This is a genomic window from Stutzerimonas stutzeri, from assembly GCF_013522825.1.
Classification (GTDB): Bacteria; Pseudomonadota; Gammaproteobacteria; order Pseudomonadales; family Pseudomonadaceae; genus Stutzerimonas; species Stutzerimonas stutzeri_AK.
Genome location: NZ_JAAMQZ010000005.1, coordinates 129,692 through 149,877, shown reverse-complemented (window position 1 = coordinate 149,877; position 20,186 = coordinate 129,692). Strand labels below are relative to the sequence as shown.

17 protein-coding genes and 1 tRNA gene are annotated in these 20,186 nt (G+C 61.4%); 15 read left to right on the top strand and 3 right to left on the bottom strand.

Going from position 1 to position 20,186, the window contains the following annotated elements:
* The first annotated feature begins 41 nt into the window (after positions 1-41).
* The 8 genes from rsmA (at position 42) to G7020_RS05260 (ending at position 9,082) form a co-directional block, all read left to right on the top strand.
* Positions 42-836, top strand: a complete 795-nt coding sequence (gene rsmA, locus G7020_RS05295; RefSeq protein WP_181082890.1) for a 16S rRNA (adenine(1518)-N(6)/adenine(1519)-N(6))-dimethyltransferase RsmA — start codon at positions 42-44, stop codon at positions 834-836.
* Positions 837-856: 20 nt separating this feature from the next.
* Entirely contained in the window at positions 857-1,240 is a 384-nt protein-coding gene (apaG, locus tag G7020_RS05290; RefSeq protein ID WP_181082889.1) for a Co2+/Mg2+ efflux protein ApaG, read from the top strand.
* A complete protein-coding gene (locus G7020_RS05285; RefSeq protein ID WP_181082888.1) occupies positions 1,237-2,064 on the top strand; it encodes a symmetrical bis(5'-nucleosyl)-tetraphosphatase in 828 nt (275 codons plus the stop codon). The genes apaG and G7020_RS05285 overlap by 4 nt, the downstream gene beginning before the upstream one ends.
* Positions 2,061-2,390 carry a thiosulfate sulfurtransferase GlpE gene (glpE, locus tag G7020_RS05280; RefSeq protein WP_181082887.1) on the top strand — a complete coding sequence of 110 codons (330 nt, stop codon included), beginning with the start codon at positions 2,061-2,063 and terminating at the stop codon, positions 2,388-2,390. The genes G7020_RS05285 and glpE overlap by 4 nt, the downstream gene beginning before the upstream one ends.
* Positions 2,391-2,670: 280 nt before the next feature.
* Positions 2,671-4,593, top strand: a complete 1,923-nt coding sequence (locus G7020_RS05275; protein ID WP_181082886.1) for a PrkA family serine protein kinase — start codon at positions 2,671-2,673, stop codon at positions 4,591-4,593.
* A gap of 94 nt (positions 4,594-4,687) precedes the next feature.
* Positions 4,688-5,959, top strand: a complete 1,272-nt coding sequence (locus G7020_RS05270) for a YeaH/YhbH family protein (RefSeq protein WP_181082885.1) — start codon at positions 4,688-4,690, stop codon at positions 5,957-5,959.
* Between the two features lie 10 nt (positions 5,960-5,969).
* Positions 5,970-7,520: a SpoVR family protein gene (locus G7020_RS05265; protein ID WP_181082884.1), complete on the top strand. Its 1,551-nt coding sequence runs from the start codon at positions 5,970-5,972 to the stop codon at positions 7,518-7,520.
* Between the two features lie 410 nt (positions 7,521-7,930).
* The gene (locus G7020_RS05260) at positions 7,931-9,082 is read left to right on the top strand and encodes a multifunctional CCA addition/repair protein (protein WP_181082883.1); all 1,152 of its coding nucleotides are present in this window, start codon (positions 7,931-7,933) and stop codon (positions 9,080-9,082) included.
* Between the two features lie 127 nt (positions 9,083-9,209).
* Here G7020_RS05260 and folK read toward each other — a convergent pair whose 3' ends face one another.
* Together folK and folB are read right to left on the bottom strand one after the other, a co-directional pair.
* Positions 9,210-9,764 carry a 2-amino-4-hydroxy-6-hydroxymethyldihydropteridine diphosphokinase gene (folK, locus tag G7020_RS05255; RefSeq protein ID WP_181082882.1) on the bottom strand — a complete coding sequence of 185 codons (555 nt, stop codon included), beginning with the start codon at positions 9,762-9,764 and terminating at the stop codon, positions 9,210-9,212.
* Positions 9,755-10,108 (bottom strand): dihydroneopterin aldolase, encoded by a 354-nt coding sequence (gene folB, locus G7020_RS05250; RefSeq protein ID WP_181082881.1) that lies wholly within the window; start codon positions 10,106-10,108, stop codon positions 9,755-9,757. The genes folK and folB overlap by 10 nt, the downstream gene beginning before the upstream one ends.
* 162 nt (positions 10,109-10,270) lie before the next feature.
* Here folB and plsY point away from each other — a divergent pair, with 162 nt between their 5' ends.
* A complete protein-coding gene (gene plsY, locus G7020_RS05245; protein WP_181082880.1) occupies positions 10,271-10,840 on the top strand; it encodes a glycerol-3-phosphate 1-O-acyltransferase PlsY in 570 nt (189 codons plus the stop codon).
* Here the strand turns inward: plsY and tsaD are convergent.
* Entirely contained in the window at positions 10,837-11,880 is a 1,044-nt protein-coding gene (gene tsaD / locus G7020_RS05240; RefSeq protein WP_181082879.1) for a tRNA (adenosine(37)-N6)-threonylcarbamoyltransferase complex transferase subunit TsaD, read from the bottom strand. The two genes, plsY and tsaD, sit on opposite strands and share 4 nt — an antisense overlap.
* A gap of 206 nt (positions 11,881-12,086) precedes the next feature.
* Here tsaD and rpsU point away from each other — a divergent pair, with 206 nt between their 5' ends.
* From rpsU to G7020_RS05210, 6 genes are all read left to right on the top strand, one after another.
* A complete protein-coding gene (gene rpsU / locus G7020_RS05235; RefSeq protein WP_003283508.1) occupies positions 12,087-12,302 on the top strand; it encodes a 30S ribosomal protein S21 in 216 nt (71 codons plus the stop codon).
* A 144-nt stretch (positions 12,303-12,446) separates the two neighbouring features.
* Complete coding sequence (dnaG, locus tag G7020_RS05230) at positions 12,447-14,375, top strand: DNA primase (protein WP_181082878.1); 1,929 nt, start codon at positions 12,447-12,449, stop codon at positions 14,373-14,375.
* Between the two features lie 266 nt (positions 14,376-14,641).
* Positions 14,642-16,495 (top strand): RNA polymerase sigma factor RpoD, encoded by a 1,854-nt coding sequence (rpoD, locus tag G7020_RS05225; RefSeq protein ID WP_181082877.1) that lies wholly within the window; start codon positions 14,642-14,644, stop codon positions 16,493-16,495.
* A gap of 114 nt (positions 16,496-16,609) precedes the next feature.
* Positions 16,610-16,686: transfer RNA gene (locus G7020_RS05220), tRNA-Ile, on the top strand.
* A gap of 233 nt (positions 16,687-16,919) precedes the next feature.
* Positions 16,920-18,710: an SLC13 family permease gene (locus G7020_RS05215; protein ID WP_181082876.1), complete on the top strand. Its 1,791-nt coding sequence runs from the start codon at positions 16,920-16,922 to the stop codon at positions 18,708-18,710.
* An 83-nt stretch (positions 18,711-18,793) separates the two neighbouring features.
* Complete coding sequence (locus G7020_RS05210; RefSeq protein WP_181082875.1) at positions 18,794-20,071, top strand: bifunctional O-acetylhomoserine aminocarboxypropyltransferase/cysteine synthase; 1,278 nt, start codon at positions 18,794-18,796, stop codon at positions 20,069-20,071.
* Positions 20,072-20,186: the final 115 nt, after the last annotated feature.

Below are 20,186 nucleotides of genomic sequence, written 5' to 3'. Positions count from 1 at the left end.
GCTTCGAGCTTCAAGCTTCAAGCTGCTCCTTGGAGCTTTCGATGTCCGACTACCAACACCGAGCGCGCAAGCGCTTTGGCCAGAACTTCCTGCATGACGCCGGAGTTATCCATCGCATTCTGCGGGCCATACATGCCAAGCCGGGCGAGCGGCTCGTCGAGATCGGCCCTGGCCAAGGTGCGCTCACTGAGGGCCTGCTGGACAGCGGTGCGCATCTGGATGTAGTGGAGCTGGATCTGGACCTGATCCCGATTCTGCAGGGCAAGTTCGCCGGGCGTGACAACTTCACCCTGCACCAGGGCGATGCGCTGAAATTCGACTTCGCCCGCCTGAGCGAGGCGCCCAACAGTCTGCGCATCGTCGGCAACCTGCCCTACAACATCTCCACGCCGCTGATCTTCCACCTGCTCGACCACGCCCACCTGATCCGCGACATGCACTTCATGCTGCAGAAGGAAGTCGTCGAGCGTCTGGCCGCGCAACCTGGCGGCGGCGACTGGGGCCGGCTGTCGATCATGGTGCAATACCACTGCCGCGTGGAGCATCTGTTCAATGTCGGGCCTGGCGCCTTCAACCCTGCACCCAAGGTGGAATCAGCCATCGTCCGGCTGGTGCCACATGCGGAACTACCACACCCGGCACGCGATCACCGCCAGCTCGAGACCGTCGTCCGCCAGGCCTTCAATCAGCGCCGCAAAACTCTGCGCAATACGCTCAAGGGCCTGCTCGATGCGGACGCCATCGCCGCAGCGGATGTCGACGGCAGCCTGCGCCCCGAGCAACTGGATCTGGCCGCTTTTGTCCGGCTCTCCGATCAACTACCCGCCCGTACATAACGGCATACCGAGCAGAAGCCATGCCTGAAGATCTCCGCTACCGGATCGACGTCAACGTCACGCCGCAGTACCTGCCCGAGCAGTCGCAGCCGGAACAAAACCGCTATGCCTTTGCCTACAAGGTAGTGATCGAAAACAATGGCCAGCTTCCGGCCCAACTGCTGTCGCGCCACTGGATCATCACCGACGGTGACGGTCAGGTACAGGAAGTGCGCGGTGCTGGGGTAGTGGGCGAGCAACCCCTGATCGCCCCTGGCGAGCGCCATGTCTACACCAGCGGCACCCTGATGGGCTCCAGTGTCGGCATCATGCAGGGCAGTTACCAGATGCTCGCCGAGGATGGTCATGCTTTCGATGCAATCATAGCCCCCTTTCGCCTGGCCGTTCCCGGAGTGCTGCATTGACCACTTATGCCGTCGGCGACCTGCAAGGTTGTCTGGAGCCCCTTCAGTGTCTGCTGCGGGAAGTCGATTTCAGCCCCTCCCGCGACTGCCTGTGGTTGGCCGGTGACCTGGTCAACCGTGGCCCGCAATCGCTGGAAGCATTGCGCTTCGTTCGCGACCTGGGCAGCTCGGGCGTCACGGTACTCGGCAACCACGACCTGCATCTGCTGGCCGTATCGCACAATATCGATCGACTGAAGCGCTCCGATACCCTCAAGCCGATTCTCGACGCGCCTGATCGCACTGACCTGATCGACTGGCTACGCCAGCAGAAGCTCGTTCACCACGACAGTGAATGGAAAACCACCATGGTCCACGCTGGCATCCCGCCGCAGTGGACGCTGGAAAAAGCTCTCAAGCGCGCCGCCGAAGTCGAGCAGGTACTGCGTGACGATGCCCTGCTGCTGCCATTTCTCGACGGCATGTACGGCAACCAGCCGGCCAAGTGGGACAAGGAGTTGCACGGTGTGCCACGGCTGCGCCTGATCACCAATTATTTCACCCGCATGCGCTTCTGCAAGGCCGACGGCACACTCAACCTGGAAGCCAAGGAGGGCATCGATACAGCACCGCCCGGCTTCGCCCCGTGGTTCAGCCATGCCAACCGCAAGACCCGTGACTGCAGGATAATCTTCGGCCACTGGGCCGCGCTGGAAGGCCACTGCGACGCGCCCAACGTGCATGCACTGGACACTGGCTGCGTCTGGGGCAATGCCATGACCCTGATGAACCTCGACAGCGGCCAAATGCACCGTTGCGATTGCGATCACGAGAAGCCCGTATGACCGATTTCAAGCGCATTTCTCCCCAGCAGGCCCAGGCACTGCGTGAACAAGGCGGCGTGGTAGTGGATATCCGCGACGCCCACAGTTACGCCAGCGGGCATATTCGCGGCTCGACCCACCTGGACAATCACTCGCTGCCGGATTTCATTGCCGCAGCCGACCTTGACCAGCCGCTGATCGTCACCTGCTACCACGGTCACTCCAGCCAGAGTGCCGCGGCCTATCTGGTCAATCAGGGTTTCTCCGACGTCTACAGCCTCGACGGCGGCTTTGAGTTCTGGCGCCACACCTTTCCACAGGATGTCGAGCACGACGACCCGACATAAAAAGTCATTCTTCCAGAGGGCGCGCACCACGCGGCCTTGAGCCCCGCGCCTGAAAAAAACACCGCCAAATCACTGCTCGCCCCCTTGAGTTTGCCGAATCCGAACTATCCTTGAGTTCAGGCCATCCAAACAGGTGAAAGTCGACAAAAGACTACCGGGCCTCAGGTCACGACCATCGGCTGTTCGGGGGGACGCCACCATCAGGCCGCTGCACAACAGCTGGCCGCCCCTGAATGCCTGATGACAACACCGGCTCCGAGCATCGTCCGAGGTGAAGTCAATGAGCATTTTCAGCCATTACCAGCAACGATTCGAAGCAACCCGCCAAGAGGAGTATTCGCTTCAGGAATACCTCGATCTGTGCAAGGAAGATCCGGGTACCTACGCCACCGCCGCCGAGCGCCTGTTGATGGCCATCGGCGAGCCCGAACTGATCGACACCTCGACCGACCCGCGCCTGTCACGGATCTTTTCCAACAAGGTGATTCGCCGCTACCCGGCATTCGGCGACTTCCATGGCATGGAGGAGTGCATCGACCAGATCGTCTCCTACTTCCGCCATGCCGCGCAGGGACTGGAAGAGAAGAAACAGATTCTCTACCTGCTCGGCCCGGTGGGCGGCGGCAAATCCTCGCTGGCGGAACAGCTCAAGCACCTGATGGAAAAGGTGCCCTTCTATGCCATCAAGGGCTCGCCGGTGTTCGAGTCGCCACTGGGGCTGTTCAACCCCGCCGAGGATGCGCAGATTCTCGAAGAGGACTACGGCATTCCACCGCGCTACCTCAACTCGATCATGTCGCCCTGGGCCACCAAGCGCCTGCAGGAATTCGGCGGTGACATCAGCCAGTTCCGTGTGGTCAAGCTCTACCCTTCGATCCTCAACCAGATCGCCGTGGCCAAGACCGAGCCGGGTGACGAGAACAACCAGGACATCTCCGCCCTGGTGGGCAAGGTGGATATCCGCAAGCTGGAGGAGTTCCCGCAGAACGACGCCGACGCCTACAGCTACTCGGGCGCGCTGTGCCGGGCCAACCAGGGCCTGATGGAGTTCGTCGAGATGTTCAAGGCACCGATCAAGGTGCTGCACCCGCTGCTGACCGCGACCCAGGAAGGCAACTACAACAGCACCGAGGGGCTGGGCGCGATTCCCTACAGTGGCATCCTGCTGGCTCACTCCAACGAGTCGGAATGGCATACCTTCCGCAATAACAAGAACAACGAAGCCTTCATCGACCGCATCTACATCGTCAAGGTGCCGTACTGCCTACGCATGACGGACGAGGTGAAAATCTACGACAAGCTGCTGTTCAACAGCTCGCTGTCCAAGGCCCACTGCGCACCCGACACGCTGAAGATGCTCGCACAGTTCTCGGTATTGAGCCGCCTCAAGGAGCCGGAAAACTCCAACATCTACTCGAAAATGCGCGTCTACGACGGCGAAAACCTCAAGGACACCGACCCCAAGGCCAAATCGATCCAGGAGTACCGCGATGCCGCCGGCGTCGACGAGGGCATGAACGGCCTTTCGACCCGCTTCGCCTTCAAGATTCTGTCCAAGGTGTTCAACTTCGACCCCCACGAGATCGCCGCCAACCCGGTGCACCTGCTGTACGTGCTGGAGCAGCAGATCGAGCAGGAACAGTTCCCTGCTGAAGTCCGGGAAAAGTACCTGCGTTTTATCAAGGAATACCTGGCGCCGCGTTACGTCGAGTTCATCGGCAAGGAAATCCAGACCGCCTACCTGGAAAGCTACAGCGAGTACGGGCAGAACATCTTCGACCGCTACGTGCTCTACGCCGATTTCTGGATTCAGGATCAGGAATACCGTGATCCCGAGACCGGCGAAATCCTCAATCGCATGGCCCTCAACGAGGAGCTGGAGAAGATCGAGAAACCCGCCGGTATCAGCAACCCGAAGGATTTCCGCAACGAGATCGTCAACTTCGTGCTGCGCGCCCGCGCCAACAACAGCGGCAAGAACCCGTCCTGGCTCAGCTACGAGAAGCTGCGCGTGGTGATCGAGAAGAAGATGTTCTCCAACACCGAGGACCTGCTGCCCGTCATCAGCTTCAACGCCAAGGCGAGCAAGGAAGACCAGAAGAAACACAGCGACTTCGTCGTGCGCATGGTCGAACGCGGCTACACGGAGAAACAGGTTCGCCTGCTCTCGGAATGGTATCTGCGGGTACGGAAATCGCAGTAATCCAAAGGCCGCTCAAGGCCAGAGGCTGTAGGCTGGACGAAAAAGCAACACCTCGTCCAGCCTACAGCCTACAGCCTCAGCCCGGAGGGCTCGTATGAGTTATGTGATCGACCGTCGCCTGAACGGCAAGAACAAAAGCACGGTGAACCGTCAGCGGTTCCTGCAGCGTTACCGTGGGCATATCAAGAAGGCCGTGGAGGAAGCCGTGGGCCGGCGCTCCATCACCGACATGGAGCATGGCGAACAGATCAGCATTCCCGGTCGCGATATCGACGAACCGGTGCTGCACCATGGCCGTGGTGGCCGACAGACCATCGTGCATCCCGGCAACAAGGAGTTCGTCGCCGGTGAGCGCATCCCGCGTCCGCAAGGTGGCGGCGGCGGGGGTGGCGCCGGGCAGGCCAGCGATAGCGGCGAGGGCATGGATGACTTCGTGTTCCAGATCACCCAGGAGGAATTTCTCGACTTCATGTTCGAGGACCTGGAACTGCCCAATCTGGTCAAGCGCCATATCACCGGTGCCGACACTTTCAAGACGGTACGCGCCGGCATCAGCAACGAAGGCAACCCGTCGCGGATCAACATCGTCCGCACCCTGCGTTCGGCACATGCGCGGCGCATCGCGCTATCGGGCAGTAGCCGTACGAAGCTGCGCGAGACAAAGGCCGAGCTGGCGCGGCTCAAGCTTGAGGAACCGGATAATTTCACCGATATCCAGGCCCTCGAACAGGAGCTCGAGCGCTTGAGCGCACGCATCAACCGCGTGCCCTTTCTCGACACCTTCGACCTGAAATACAACCTGCTGGTCAAACACCCCAACCCCAGCTCCAAGGCCGTGATGTTCTGCCTGATGGACGTTTCCGGCTCCATGACCCAATCCACCAAGGACATCGCCAAGCGCTTCTTCATCCTGCTGTACCTGTTCCTCAAGCGCAGCTACGACAAGATCGAGGTGGTATTCATTCGTCACCACACCAGCGCCAAGGAAGTGGACGAGGAGGAGTTCTTCTATTCACGGGAAACCGGCGGCACCATCGTCTCCAGCGCATTGAAAATGATGCAGGAAATCATGGCCGAGCGTTATCCGGTCAACGAGTGGAACATCTATGCGGCCCAGGCCTCGGACGGCGACAACTGGAACGATGATTCGCCGGTCTGCCGTGACATTCTGATCAACCAGATCATGCCGTTCGTCCAGTATTTTTCCTACGTCGAGATCACGCCTCGCGAACATCAGGCATTGTGGTACGAATACAACCAGGTGGCCGAAGCCTTTGCCGATTCGTTCGCCCAGCAGCAACTGGTGAGCGCGGGGGATATCTACCCGGTATTCCGCGAACTCTTCCAGCGACGCATGGCCAGCTGAGGTACGCAGCATGAAACGACAGCCCATTTCCACCGGCTCGGAATGGACCTTCGAGCTGATCCGTGCCTACGACCGCGAAATCGGTCGGATCGCCGAAGGCTACGCGCTTGACACCTATCCCAACCAGATCGAGGTGATCACCGCCGAGCAGATGATGGACGCCTATGCCTCGGTGGGCATGCCGCTGGGCTATCACCACTGGTCCTATGGCAAGCATTTCCTCAGCACGGAAAAGTCCTATTCGCGCGGGCAGATGGGCCTGGCCTACGAAATCGTGATCAATTCCGACCCCTGCATCGCCTATCTGATGGAAGAAAACACCATCACCATGCAGGCCTTGGTCATCGCTCACGCCAGCTACGGACACAACAGTTTCTTCAAGGGCAACTACCTGTTCCGCACCTGGACCGACGCCGGTTCGATCATCGACTACCTGGTCTTTGCCCGGCAGTACATCACCCAATGCGAGGAACGCCACGGCATCAATGCGGTGGAAGACCTGCTCGATTCCTGCCATGCGCTGATGAACTACGGCGTGGACCGCTACAAGCGCCCCTATCCCATCTCCGCCGAAGAGGAACGGCGCCGTCAGAAGGACCGCGAAGAACACCTGCAAAAGCAGATCAACGATCTCTGGCGCACCATTCCCCGCGCCTCAGGCAAAGGCGATGAAGAGGACGACGACCAGCGCTTCCCGGTCGAGCCGCAGGAGAACATCCTCTACTTCGTCGAGAAACATGCGCCGCTGCTCGAACCGTGGCAGCGCGAGATCGTGCGCATCGTGCGCAAGATCGCGCAGTACTTCTATCCCCAGCGCCAGACCCAGGTGATGAACGAAGGCTGGGCGACCTTCTGGCACTACACCCTGCTCAACGATCTCTACGACGAGGGCCTGGTCACCGACGGCTTCATGATGGAGTTCCTGCAGTCGCACACCAGCGTGATCTACCAGCCGGGCTTCGACAGCCCTTACTACAGCGGCATCAATCCCTACACGCTGGGCTTCGCCATGTACCAGGACATCCGCCGGATCTGCGAAAAACCCACCGAGGAGGATCGCCACTGGTTCCCCGATATCGCGGGCAGCGACTGGCTGACCACGGTGAAATTCGCCATGCAGAACTTCAAGGACGAAAGCTTCATCCTGCAATTCCTCTCGCCCAAGGTGATTCGCGACCTCAAGCTGTTCAGCATTCTCGATGACGACCACAAGGAAGAACTGCTGGTGCCGGCGATCCATGACGAGAGCGGCTACCACACCATCCGCGAACTGCTGGCCGCACAATACAACCTCGGCAACCGCGAACCCAACATTCAGGTCTGGAGCGTGGACCGGCGTGGCGACCGCTCGCTGACCCTGCGCCATCAGCAACACGACCGCAAACCCCTCGGCGGCTCCACCGAAGAAGTCCTCAAGCACCTGCACCGCCTCTGGGGCTTCGATGTCCATCTGTACTCCATGCAGGACGACAATCGGGTAGCCACCCACCATATGCCGCCCAGAACCGAGGCAGAGCCCGAAACCAGATTTCCCGGTCTGAATCTGGCGGCAAGGCAATAAGGCTGGAGGCGGCGCTTTTGTGGGAGCGGTATGCACGCGGCCATCGCGGGAGGGGCCTTAGCAGGCCTTTGAAAAACTACCTGCGTTGGCAATACTGCGTTAAAAACAGGCTCGGACTGCTCATTTAGGCCACTAAACTCCGCGTCCTCGCCTGTTTTTGCCTTGTCTTGCCTGCCTCTACTACGTTTTTCAACGGCCTGTTAGCCGCGACCGGAACCACACCGATGCTCGGGAAGCGCTTCGCGGACAAGTCCGCTCCCACAAAAGCAGGAGTGCTCCGCCAACACATAACGGGGACATAGCCAGAAGTGTACGGCCCCTAGCCTGGCTTAGCCGAAGGCACAATCCAGGTCATGCCTTGTCGGCTTCCCCACCTTTATCCTTTATCCTCCGCCCCAACGGAGGAAGGCATGCAAATCTACAAAGTCGGCGGGGCGGTGCGTGATCGGTTGCTGGGGCGTCCCGTAACCGAGGTGGACTGGGTGGTGGTCGGCGCCAGCGCCGAGCAGATGCAGGCGCTGGGTTATCGCCCGGTAGGCGCGGATTTCCCCGTGTTCCTGCACCCAAAAACCGGCGAGGAGTATGCGCTGGCCCGCACCGAGCGCAAGAGTGGCCGCGGCTACGGCGGCTTCACCTTCTACGCCAGCCCCGACGTCACCCTGGAAGAAGACCTGATCCGCCGCGACCTCACCATCAACGCCATGGCCGAGGATGAACAAGGTCGGCTGATCGACCCTTACAACGGCCAGGCCGATCTCGCCGCGCACACCCTCAGGCACGTATCGCCCGCCTTTGCCGAAGACCCGCTACGGGTACTGCGCGTGGCCCGCTTTGCGGCGCGCTATGCCGAACTGGGGTTCGGCATAGCCGAGGAAACTCTGGCGCTGATGCGTCAGCTGGCCGACTCGAACGAGCTGCAGGCCCTCACCCCGGAACGCTGCTGGAAGGAAATTTCCCGCGCCTTGATGGAGCCGCGCCCCGACGTGTTCGTGCAGGTACTGCGCGATTGCGGCGCCCTCGCCGTGCTGTTTCCCGAACTCGATGCCCTGTTCGCAGCGCACAGCGGCAGGGGCAAGCGTCTGCTCAAAGTGCTGCGACAGTGCGCCCACCATGAACAGCCACTGGCCATTCGCTGGGCCTGCCTGCTGCATGACCTGAGCCAGGGCCGTGCGCCTGAACTGCGCCTGATCGAGGCCGTGAATGCGCGCTACAAGGTCCCGCGCGACTGTCAGGAGCTGGCCCTGCTGGTCGGTGAGTTCCACAGCCAAGCACACCGGGCGCTGGAACTGGGCGCGGCAGAGTTGTTCAACCTGCTGCTGCACTTCGACATCCACCGCCGCCCCGAACGCTTCGAACAGTTCATTGCCGCCTGCGAAATGATCGCTTGTTCCGAATCACGGGCGTATCCACCAAGCGCCTGGCTGCACACAGCCGCAACCAGCGTCAGAGCGGTGGAAGCGAAATCGCTGATCGAGCAGGGCTACAAGGGCGCGGAACTGGGCGAAGCCCTGAAACGCGAACGACTCAAGGCAATCGAGCGTTTAGTGGCCTGCCAGCTCTGACCGGGGGTTCGCGGACAAGTCCGCTACAGCAGTGGTCTGGCACAGACTTCGTCCGCGGGAGCGGCCCTGGCCGCCAATGGGAGCACAGGCGTAGCGACTGACGGCGAGGCCATCTCACCTCCCACGTCTATTTGCAGCCTGAGGTTGCCTGACCCGAATGCGCCTGCAGCAACGCCAGCGGCGTCAGCTCGGTCTCCCGCCAGCGAAAGGCCGTTGGCCACAGCTGCTGGTCGATCCGTGCCGCCTGCCAAAGCTCGGCGAAAGTCTGTCCAGCCACGGGATGCCGCATCTCGGGCGCCAGCAGGGCCAGCGGCCAGAGCACGAAGGCATTCTTCAGCACCTCCGGGCGCGGCAACTCCAGGCCGTGGAAATTGCCCACCTGATCGCCGTACATCAGCACGTCGATATCCAGCGGCAGCCCCTTGCGCTCGGGGGCGTAGCGGCCATTGTCCGCCTCGATGAACTTGAGCCGGCGGTCCAGTTCCATCAGCGGCAGCTCGGTCAGGCCAGCCACCGCCAGATTGAAGAAATTGTCACCCTTGTAGCCCACCGCATGACTTTCAAAGACCGGCGAGCAGCGCATGTCACCCAGCAATTGGCTCAGCGCATCGAGCCCGGCGCTCAGGTTGCGCTTGCGCCCGACATTACTGCCGAGCCCAAGCAATACGGGTATCAGCGACATCCGCGCTCGATCTCCACGCCCAGCGCCGAAGCGCGGGCATTGACGCCCGGTTTGGTTACCCGCAGGCGCAGCCAGGGAATGCCGAAGCGCTCCATCAGGCACGCCGCGAGGCGCTCGGCGAAGGTCTCGACCAGCTCGAAGCGGGCGGTCTGCGCGAAATGGTCGATAACCTTGGCCACCTCGGCATAATCCAGCGCCTTGTCCAGCTCGTCATTCTGCGCAGCGGGACGAATATCCCAGCCCAGGGTCAGATCCAGCCGCAGGCACTGCCGAATACCGCGCTCCCAGTCATAGGCGCCAATCAGCGTATCCACTTCCAGCCCTTCGATGAAAACTGTATCCACGCACCTCTCCCCACGGCATGAACATTCACCATGCCGTTGGCAGATCGTTGAAAACACAGGCGAGGCCGGTAAGACTAAGCTGTTTTTAACGAAGTATTGCCAACGCAGGTTGTTTTACAGCGGCCTGTTAGACTCTGGGACCCCTGCCCCGGATGTAATTTCATGTTCTGGCAACTGACACTGCTCGCTTACCTGATCGGATCACTGTCATTCGCCATTCTACTCAGTCGCTTGGTCGGGGCACCCGATCCACGTGGCAGTGGCTCGGGCAATCCTGGCGCGACCAACATGCTGCGGCTGGCTGGCAAGCGCCTGGCGATCGCCACGCTGTGCGGCGACCTGCTCAAGGGCCTGCTGCCCGTCCTGCTCGCCGAAGCTCTGGGGCTGCCGCTCGAGCAGCAAAGCTGGATCGCACTGGCAGCGGTGCTCGGTCACCTGTACCCGCTGTATTTTCGTTTTCGCGGAGGCAAGGGCGTGGCCACTGCAGCAGGCGCCCTGCTCGGGCTCTATCCCCCCGCCGCGCTTCTCGCGCTGACCGCTTGGCTACTGGTGTTCAAATTCTCCCGCACCAGCTCACTGGCCGCGCTGGCCGCGTTGCCGCTGTGTCTGCCACTACTCGCCTGGCAGCGCCCCGACAGCCTGCTGCCGATGGCCTTGCTGGCCAGCCTGATCATCTGGCGGCATCGCAGCAATCTGCGCGACCTGATGGCCGGACGCGAAAGGCATTTTTAAATCGCAGCCTGCTGCTCGCAACTCGGCAGGCTCTCCATCGGCCAGCGTGCCTGCACCTTGATCGCCAGGTCTTCATGCTGCCCAGCCAACAGGCGCTGGCAACCGGCGTAGGCGATCATCGCACCATTGTCTGTACAGAAGCGTGGTCGCGCATAGAACACCTGTCCTTTCCGCTCGGCGAGCATGCTTTCCAGGCTTTGCCGCAAAGCCTGATTGGCGCTGACGCCGCCAGCGATCACCAGCGTATTCAGTCCCGTCTGCTGCAGGGCGCGCCGGCATTTGATCGTCAGCGTTTCGACCACCGCCTGCTGGAAGGCCTGGGCGATGTCACAGCGTGTCTGCTCACCCTCATCACCGGCATCGCGGCAGCGCTGCCAGGTAGTCAGGGTGGATGTCTTCAGGCCGCTGAAACTGAAATCCAGCCCCGGACGGTCGGTCATCGGGCGCGGGAAGACGAAGCGCCCCGGCTTACCGCGCTCGGCCAACGCGGCGATTTCAGGGCCGCCCGGATAGCGCAGCCCCATCAGCTTGGCGGTCTTGTCGAAGGCTTCACCGGCGGCGTCATCCACCGACTCGCCCAACAACTCATAGCGGCCAATGCCGTCGACGCGCACCAGTTGCGTATGGCCACCGGAGACCAGCAAGGCAACGAACGGGAACGCCGGGGGCTGCTCTTCGAGCATCGGCGCCAGCAGATGGCCTTCCATGTGGTGCACGCCAATCGCCGGCACACCCCAGGCAAAAGCCATCGCCTGTGCGCAGGAGGCACCGACCAGCAAGGCGCCGACCAGACCGGGACCGGCGGTATAGGCCACCGCGTCGATCTGACTCGAATCGCGCCCGGCCTCATTCAGCACCTGACGAATCAACGGCAGCATGCGCTTGACGTGATCGCGCGACGCCAGCTCGGGCACCACACCCCCATAGACGCGATGCAGATCGATCTGACTGAACAGCGCATCGGCCAGCAGCCCCTGTTCGCTGTCATAGAGCGCGACACCGGTTTCGTCGCATGAAGTTTCCAGCCCCAGCACCAGCATTGGGTGTGTAACCTACAGAAAGCGAATGAAGCCGCGCATGATAATCGCCGCAGCCGCGAAACGGGAACAACCGCTGATGCTTTTCGCTCAACGGCCTTTGCATTCCTCGCAGCAAGGCGTTAACATCCGCAACCCTTAAAACCAGCGTGCTCGCTATCTTTGCCGAAGCGCGTTGTAACCGGTAAACAAGTGAAGGTACGTCCTGGATGCCCAACGTTAAAGTTAAAGAGAACGAACCATTCGACGTAGCTCTGCGTCGCTTCAAGCGTTCTTGCGAAAAAGCCGGTGTGCTGGCAGAAGTCCGCAGCCGCGAGTTCTACGAGAAGCCCACTGCCGAGCGCAAGCGTAAAGCTGCTGCCGCAGTCAAGCGTCACGCCAAGAAAGTGCAGCGCGAACAGCGCCGCAGCGTTCGTCTGTACTGATCCACGTACAACGAAGCCGCATAAAGCCCGGCGAATGCCGGGCTTTGCATTTGCGCCGAAAAAAGACTCCGCTTCGCCAGTTGGCGAATGGGCGGAGTTTTTTCATTTCCGCGCCACTCATCGCGAGCGTACTCTAAAGCCCCTATGGCCGGCCTGATTCCACAGTCCTTCATTGATGACCTGCTTAACCGCTCCGATATCGTCGAAGTGGTGAGTTCGCGCATTCAACTGAAAAAAGCCGGGAAGAACTACACCGCCTGCTGCCCGTTCCACAAGGAAAAGACCCCCTCGTTCAGCGTCAGCCCCGACAAGCAGTTCTACTACTGCTTCGGTTGTGGCGCAGGCGGCAACGCCCTTGGCTTCATCATGGACCACGACAGCCTGGACTTTCCCCAGGCGGTCGAGGATCTGGCCAAGCGCGCCGGCATGGAAGTGCCCCGCGAGGAAAGCGGCCCCGGCCGCAAACCCAGGCAGCCGGTCGACTCGCCGCTTTACCCGCTGCTCGATGCCGCCGCCGACTATTACCGCCAGGCGCTGAAGAATCATCCGGCCCGCAAGGCCGCCGTGGAATACCTGAAAAGCCGCGGCCTGTCGGGGGTGATCGCACGCGACTTCAGCCTCGGCTTCGCACCGCCCGGCTGGGACAACCTGATCAAGCATCTTGGCGGCGACAGCCTGCAACACAAGGCCATGCTCGACGCCGGCCTGCTGATCGAAAACGCCGAAACCGGGCGCAGCTACGACCGCTTCCGCGACCGCGTGATGTTTCCCATCCGCGACAGTCGCGGGCGCATCATCGCCTTCGGCGGACGGGTGCTGGGCGACGACAAGCCCAAATACCTCAACTCGCCGGAAACCCCGGTATTCCACAAGGGCCAGGAACTCTACGGCCTGTACGAAGCCCGCAAGGCCAACCGCGATCTCGACGAGATCATGGTCGTGGAGGGCTACATGGATGTCATCGCGCTGGCCCAGCAGGGCTTGCGCAACGCGGTCGCCACACTCGGCACCGCCACCAGCGACGAGCACCTCAAGCGCCTGTTCCGTGTCGTCCCCAGCGTGCTGTTCTGCTTCGACGGTGATGCAGCCGGGCGCAAGGCCGCCTGGCGCGCACTGGAATCGACCCTGCCCAACCTGCAGGATGGCAGGCGCGCGCGCTTTCTGTTCCTGCCCGAAGGCGAAGATCCGGACAGCCTGGTTCGCCGTGAAGGCACCGACGCCTTCCTCGCCCGCATCCAGCAGCAGGCACAGCCGCTGGCCGACTATTTCTTCCAGCAGCTCAGCGAGGAAGCCGACCCGCGCTCACTGGAAGGCAAGGCCCACCTGGCCACGCTGGCAGCACCGCTCATCGAAAAGATTCCCGGCACCAACCTGCGCACCCTGATGCGTCAGCGCCTGGGTGAAATCACCGGCCTGCACGGCGATGCACTGCAACAGATAACCACTGCAGCGCCAACCGCAGCGCCCCACTACGATGACAACGCCTATTACGACGCCAGCACCGGCCACGAGGAAGACACCTGGTACGCGCCGCCAGAGCCTGCCCAGCCCAGGCGCGGCGACAAGAAAGACAAAGACTGGAAAAAGGACTGGAAAAAATCCGGCCAGCGGCCAGACTTCAAGGCACGAGGCCCACGCACTCCCACCAGTGTCGAACCTCCGGCACTGACCACCCTGCGCACCCTGCTGCATCATCCCGAGCTGGCACAAAAGGTCGAAGATGCCAGTAATTTTGCCGCAGAAGACGATACTTACGCCCAACTGCTGGTCGCCCTGCTCGGCACCCTGCAAAAAAATCCAAAGCTGCGCAGCCTGCAATTGATCGCTCGCTGGCACGGCACCGACCAAGGGCGTCTTTTACGCGCCCTGGCGGAGAAAGAATGGCTGATCTCGGCCGATAACCTTGAACAACAGTTTTTCGACACCATAACTACCCTGGCCGCCAGACAACGCGAACGCAGCCTCGAAACGCTGCTGCGCAAGGCCCGCCAGGGCGAGCTCAGCGCAGAGGAAAAGGATCAGCTGCGCAATCTCTTGAATCGCAACGCAACACCCACTAAAGGGTCCCTCTAAAAACATAGGCGAGGCAGTCAAGACAAAGCGCAACGACCAACGGGAATAACAGCCGCAGGCTGGCCCGAAGGGCGAGCAAAACAGGCAAGGACGCGGAGTTTAGTGGTCTGAATGAGCAGTCCAAGCCTGCTTTTAACACCGTATTGCCAACGCAGATAGTTTTTAGAAGTGCCCTAAATCGACCTCAACTGGCGCGTGAGGTCCCTGCTCGGCTATAATGCTCAGCTTGTTTTCAGCCCGCCAGAACCGTCAGTGGATAGGGTTATATGTCCGGAAAAGCGCAACAGCAGTCTCGTCTCAAAGAATTGATCCAGCGTGGCCGTGAGCAGGGTTACCTGACTTACGCTGAGGTCAATGACCACTTGCCGGAGGATATTTCCGATCCGGAACAGGTGGAAGATATCATCCGCATGATCAACGACATGGGTATCAATGTATTCGAGGTTGCCCCGGATGCCGATGCCCTGTTGCTGGCCGAAGCCGATACCGATGAAGCCGCTGCCGAAGAGGCCGCCGCGGCTCTCGCTGCCGTGGAAACCGACATTGGCCGTACCACCGACCCGGTGCGCATGTACATGCGCGAAATGGGCACGGTCGAGTTGCTGACCCGCGAAGGCGAGATCGAAATCGCCAAACGCATCGAGGAAGGCATCCGCGAAGTCATGAGCGCCATCGCTCATTTCCCCGGAACCGTCGACAGCATTCTTGCCGATTACGACCGCGTCACCACCGAAGGCGGTCGCCTGACCGAAATCCTCAGTGGCTACATCGACCCTGACGACGACGGCGCCGCCGCACCTCAGGAAGTCGAGCCCGTCACACCTCCAGCGGCCGCAAAGCCTGCAGCCGACGGCAAGGAAGAAGACGAGGAAGACGACTCCGAAACCGAAGAGGAAGAAGGCGATGGCGGCCCGGACCCGGAAGTTGCCCGCGTACGTTTCGGTGCCGTTGCCGAACAGCTGGAAGTCGCCAAGAAAGCTTTGAAAAAGCATGGTCGCGGCAGCGAGCAGGCAACCGATGCCCTGCAGGAGCTGGCCATCCTGTTCATGCCGATCAAGCTCATTCCTAAGCAGTACGACGCATTGGTCGAGCGCGTGCGTGACGCTCTGAACCAGATCCGTGCGCAGGAACGCGCCATCATGCAGCTTTGCGTACGTGACGCCCGCATGCCGCGCGCCGACTTCCTGCGCCAGTTCCCCAACAACGAGACCGACCTCGACTGGGCCGACCAACTGGCCAGCGGCAAGAGCAAGTACGCCGAAGCCATCGGCGCACGCAAGGAAGACATCCAGCGCTGCCAGCAGAAGCTGATCGCACTGCAGGACGAATGCGAACTGGCCATCGCTGACATCAAGGACATCAACCGCCGCATGTCCATCGGCGAAGCCAAGGCTCGCCGGGCGAAGAAAGAGATGGTCGAGGCCAACCTGCGCCTGGTTATTTCCATCGCCAAGAAGTACACCAACCGCGGCCTGCAGTTCCTCGACCTGATCCAGGAAGGCAACATCGGCCTGATGAAGGCGGTGGACAAGTTCGAATACCGTCGCGGCTACAAGTTCTCCACCTACGCCACCTGGTGGATTCGCCAGGCGATCACTCGCTCCATTGCCGACCAGGCGCGGACCATCCGCATCCCGGTGCACATGATCGAGACGATCAACAAGCTCAACCGCATCTCCCGCCAGATGCTGCAGGAAATGGGCCGCGAGCCCACGCCCGAAGAGCTGGGCGAGCGCATGGAAATGCCCGAGGACAAGATCCGCAAGGTACTCAAGATCGCCAAAGAACCGATCTCCATGGAAACCCCCATCGGTGACGACGAAGACTCGCACCTGGGCGACTTCATCGAAGACTCCGCCATGCAATCGCCCATCGACGTGGCGACCGTGGAGAGCCTCAAGGAAGCCACCCGCGACGTCCTCTCCGGCCTCACCGCACGGGAAGCCAAGGTCCTGCGCATGCGCTTCGGCATCGACATGAACACCGACCACACGCTTGAAGAGGTGGGTAAGCAGTTCGATGTCACCCGCGAACGCATCCGCCAGATCGAAGCCAAGGCACTGCGCAAACTGCGCCACCCGACGAGAAGCGAGCACCTGCGCTCCTTCCTCGACGAGTAACCAAAACCCCCGGCCAAAACCGGGGGTTTTGCTTTCCACCACGCAAAGCAGCCGTCTCACACAGCTTCGCTTGGCGCACCCGCAACACCCCCGGTATAATCCGCCGGCCTCTGAGGGCCTATAGCTCAGTTGGTTAGAGCAGAGGACTCATAATCCTTTGGTCCACGGTTCGAGTCCGTGTGGGCCCACCAACTCCAAAGCCGCGCATTGCGCGGCTTTTGTCTTTTTGCCGGTTGCTCAGTACCGCACCGTTACCCAGACCGGCACCGTCCAATCCTCGGCAGTAAAATTCCTTTCTGTCTCGCTAATAACCAAAACGCATATAAACATCGTTAAAGGTTTCTGGACACTCTAAGTCGAGCCCCCTATCGTGCGCACGGGCCGCCCGTCGGCCTGCTCCGTTGTCGGCACGCTAAGGAAACCCATGCTCCCTGAATCGCTGCAGCTTTATTTCGTCTGCGCCGTGCTGGTGTGGGTGCTGGTGTCTTTCGTGCGCGAGAGCTGGAGCCCGGACATCGTCGTGGCGATCGCGGTGGCGGTGCTGCTCGCGGCGCAATTGCTGGCGCCAGCGGAGGTGCTGGGGGTGCTGTCGAACTCAGCGCCGGTGACCATCGCCTGCATGTTCGTGATTTCCGCAGCACTGGAGCGAACCGGCTGCATCGATGCGCTGGGCAACTGGCTGGGCGATCTGGTGGGCACCAGCCCGACTCGCGTACTGGCTGGCCTGACCATCACTGCGCTGGTGATTTCCGCCTTTCTCAACAATACCCCGGTGGTGGCGATCCTCACGCCGGTGGCGATTTCCCTGGCCCGACGCGCTGGCACCACACCTTCCAAGCTGCTGATTCCGCTGTCCTACGCGACCATTCTTGGCGGCACGCTGACGATGATCGGCACCTCGACCAACATCCTGGTGGATGGCGTCGCGCGCAAGGCTGGATTGGCGCCCTTCGGCATGTTCGAGATCACCGCCGCCGGGGCAGTGCTTTGCGCGGTCGGCATGCTCTATATGCTGACCCTGGGCAAGCGCTTGCTACCCGAACGCGACACCCTTTCCAAACTGCTGGGCCCGCGCCTGGATCGCACCTTCATGACCGAACTGCGGGTGCCGTCCAGCTCGCCGGTGATCGGCAAGAGCATCGCCGAGGCCAACCTCAACGGCGGCAGCGGCCTGCAGGTACTGCAGATCAATCGCGGGGCCAGCCTGTTCAGCCGCCCGGAGCATGATTTCGCGCTGCAGGCCGGCGATCTGCTGATCATTCACGGTCAGGTCAAGGATGTGGTCGAGCTGCGCGGCAGCGGCCATCTGGCCTTCAATCGCGGTGACGCCTTCGAGACCATCAGCAGCGATGACGTGACGCTGGTCGAGGCCATCGTTGGCCGCGATTCGCGCTTCAGCCACCGCCCCATGCGCGACCTCGACCTGTCGGCGCGCTATGGCATCAACGTGCTCGCCGTGCATCGTCAGGACGAGAACATCCAGGGCAATTTCGACGACTTCGAACTGCAGTTCGGCGACGTCATGCTGGTCGAAGGCTCGGCCACGCAGATCAAGCGCTTCGCCGACAACGGCGGGTTGATCAGCCTCAACACCGTGCAGGAGCGCGCCTACCGCCGCGACAAAGCACCCATCGCGATCATCATTACCATGGCGGTGATGCTGCTCGCCGCGCTGGGCGTGATGCCCATCGAGGGCTTGGCGATCATCGGCGCGGCGGTGGTGCTGGCGACGCGCTGCCTGGATGTCGAAGATGCCTACAAGGCGGTGGACTGGAAGATCCTCAGCCTGATCTTCGGCATGCTGGCGATCAGCGTGGCCATGGACAAGGTGGGACTGGTGGAGCTGATCGTCTCCAGCGTGGTCACCCTCACGCCCTGGGCCGGCCCGCTGTTCATGCTCTCGTTTCTCTATCTGTTCACTTCGGCCCTTACCGAAATGCTGTCGAACAATGCAGTGGCGGTGCTGGTCACCCCCATCGCCATCGGCCTGGCGCAGCAGATGGGCGTCGATCCGCGCGCGTTCGTGGTGGCGGTGATGTTCGCCGCCAGCGCCAGCTTTGCCACCCCCATCGGTTATCAGACCAACACCTTCGTCTATACCGCCGGCGGCTATCGCTTCACCGATTTCCTCAAGGTTGGAATTCCGCTGAATGTGCTGCTCTGGGGCGCGGCAACGCTGGTGATTCCGTGGTTCTGGCCGCTGGTCCCGGTGTAAACAGCCGCCTTGCCGCAGATCATTGACCCTTCCGGCGATTGCTTACATGCTCGCGGCTTTTCAGACAAGAACAAGGAACGCGCATGAAACTGGAAACCCTGGCCATCCATGCCGGCTACAGCCCCGACCCGACCACCAAGGCCGTGGCCGTGCCCATCTACCAGACCACCTCCTACGCCTTCGACAGCACCCAGCATGGCGCCGACCTGTTCGATCTGAAGGTGCCGGGCAACATCTATACCCGGATCATGAACCCGACCAACGATGTGCTGGAGCAGCGCGTCGCGGCGCTGGAAGGTGGCGTCGCGGCACTGGCGGTGGCCTCGGGCATGGCGGCGATCACCTATGCAATCCAGACCATCGCCGAAGCCGGTGACAATATCGTCTCGGTGGCCAAGCTCTACGGCGGCACCTACAACCTCTTTGCCCATACCCTGCCACGCCAGGGCATCGAGGTGCGTTTTGCCCCCCATGACGACATCGCCGCACTGGAAGCGCTGATCGACGGCAACACCAAGGCGGTGTTCTGCGAGTCCATCGGCAATCCGGCGGGCAATATCATCGACATCCAGGCCTTGGCCGATGCCGCGCACCGGCATGGCGTGCCGCTGATCGTCGACAACACCGTGGCCACGCCAATCCTCTGCCGCCCTTTCGAGCATGGCGCCGATATCGTCGTGCATTCGCTGACCAAGTACATGGGCGGCCACGGCACCAGCATCGGCGGCATCGTGGTGGATTCCGGCAAGTTCCCCTGGGCCGAGAACAGTGAACGCTTCGCGTTGCTCAACACGCCGGATGTCTCCTACCACGGCGTCAACTACAGCGAAACCTTCGGCGCAGCGGCCTTTATCGCCCGCTGCCGCGTGGTGCCGCTACGCAACATGGGTGCGGCGCTGTCACCGTTCAACGCCTTCATGATCCTCCAGGGCCTGGAAACCCTTGCATTGCGCATGGAGCGTCATTGCGAGAACGCACTGAAAGTTGCCGACTACCTGCAACAACATCCGCAGGTGGAATGGGTCCGGTACGCCGGCCTGGCGGATCATCCCGAACATGCCCTGGCGCAACGCTATACCGGCGGTCGCCCGGCGGCGATCCTGTCCTTCGGCATCAAGGGCGGCTTCGATGCCGGCGCGCGGTTCATCGACGCGCTCAATCTGGTGGTGCGCCTTGTGAACATCGGCGATGCCAAATCGCTGGCCTGTCATCCAGCCTCGACTACCCACCGCCAGCTCAACGATGAAGAGCTGCAAAAGGCTGGCGTGCCCCGTGACATGGTGCGGCTGTCCATCGGTATCGAGCATATCGACGACATTCTCGCCGACCTGTCCCAGGCGCTGGAAGCGTCCAGAGGCTGAGACCCGCGGGGCGGCGTCTCGGTCCGCCCCGCTTTTATTTGCCTCGTGCCAAGCCCGCTTGGATAATGCCCGCACTTCATGGCGGTAATCGATCCGCCAACCAAAAGGCTGGCGA